1 protein-coding gene is annotated in these 1,210 nt (G+C 57.7%); it reads right to left on the bottom strand.

Going from position 1 to position 1,210, the window contains the following annotated elements:
* Positions 1-145: 145 nt before the first annotated feature.
* Positions 146-1,141 carry an IS5-like element ISPsp6 family transposase gene (locus IEG05_RS23045; RefSeq protein WP_003282265.1) on the bottom strand — a complete coding sequence of 332 codons (996 nt, stop codon included), beginning with the start codon at positions 1,139-1,141 and terminating at the stop codon, positions 146-148.
* Positions 1,142-1,210: the final 69 nt, after the last annotated feature.

Raw genomic sequence — 1,210 nt, 5'->3', positions numbered from 1 at the left:
GGAGACGCTGAACAATTAGCCAATTCTCACCGTCCCCCTTTTTCAACCCGGTTTTTTCAACCTACCGGCCTTATTCTGCGTTTCTTGGGCCGATTTCTACCCTGATTTTGCTGATTAGCGGGCCAGCCCCGCCTTTCGGACGGACTTATCCCGCCGTCCGTTGCAAATACCGCTTGGCCAGTACCAGATTGGCCAACCCAAACAGACTGAACAACTGCGCCGTATTCTTTTCCAGTCCACGGTAGCGAACCTTACGATGATTGAAGCGCACCTTGATCACCTGGAAGGGATGCTCGACCTTGGCACGCAGCTGCGCCTTGGCGTATTCGACTTTGCGCTTGACTCGGTACAGCACGCTGTCTTTGCCGTGATGTTTGTAACTGCTTGGCCGTGCTGCAATCGACCAGACAACGTCCCGTTCAGCATGCTCCGGTCGCTTGGCCGCACCAGTGTATCCAGCGTCACCCGAAACATAGGTTTCGGCGCCGTGCAGCAACTGATCGACCTGGGTGACATCCGCCACGTTGGCGGCAGTCCCTACCACGCTGTGCACGAGTCCCGATGTGGCGTCGACACCAACGTGGGCCTTCATCCCGAAGTGCCATTGATTGCCTTTCTTGGCCTGATGCATCTCAGGATCACGCTTACCTTCTCGGTTCTTGACCGAGGGCGGCGCGGCGATCAGGGTAGCGTCGACGATAGTGCCTTCCTTGAGCAGCAGACCCCGGCTGGCCAGATGCTGGTTAATCGTTTCAAACAGCACCCGCGTTAGCTGATGGGTTTCCAGCAAGCGGCGAAATCGCAACAAGGTAGTGGCATCCGGTGCCGACTCACGGCCCAGGTCGATGCCGATGAAACCACGAATGGCCTGGCTGTCGTAGACGGCATCTTCGGTACCTTCATCGGAGAGACCGAAACACTGCTGCACGACATACATGCGCAGCATGCGCGACAACCCAATCGCAGGGCGTCCACGCTTGCCTGTGGTGTCGCTATAGAACGGCGCCACTTGCGCCTCCACTTGTGCCCAGGGCACCAGCTGTTCAAGGTCAGCCAGGAAGCGATCTCGGCGAGTCTGCTTTTTCTTGCCGGTATATTCGAGTTCGGAGAAGGTCTTCTGCACGCGCGTAACAAAGCTCATGGAGGGGGCTGGTTGAGGGGGCTCAGTGTGCCAAGGGTGGGGGCGGCTGGCTATTTATGCAGTGTCTCC

Source organism: Stutzerimonas kunmingensis, from assembly GCF_014764705.1.
Taxonomy (GTDB): domain Bacteria; phylum Pseudomonadota; class Gammaproteobacteria; order Pseudomonadales; family Pseudomonadaceae; genus Stutzerimonas.
This window is presented reverse-complemented; position numbering and strand designations above follow the sequence as displayed.

Bases quoted from the DNA above. Each gene is read 5' to 3' on its own strand.
- IEG05_RS23045 (WP_003282265.1), bottom strand. From the start codon at position 1,141: ATGAGCTTTGTTACGCGCGTGCAGAAGACCTTCTCCGAACTCGAATAT.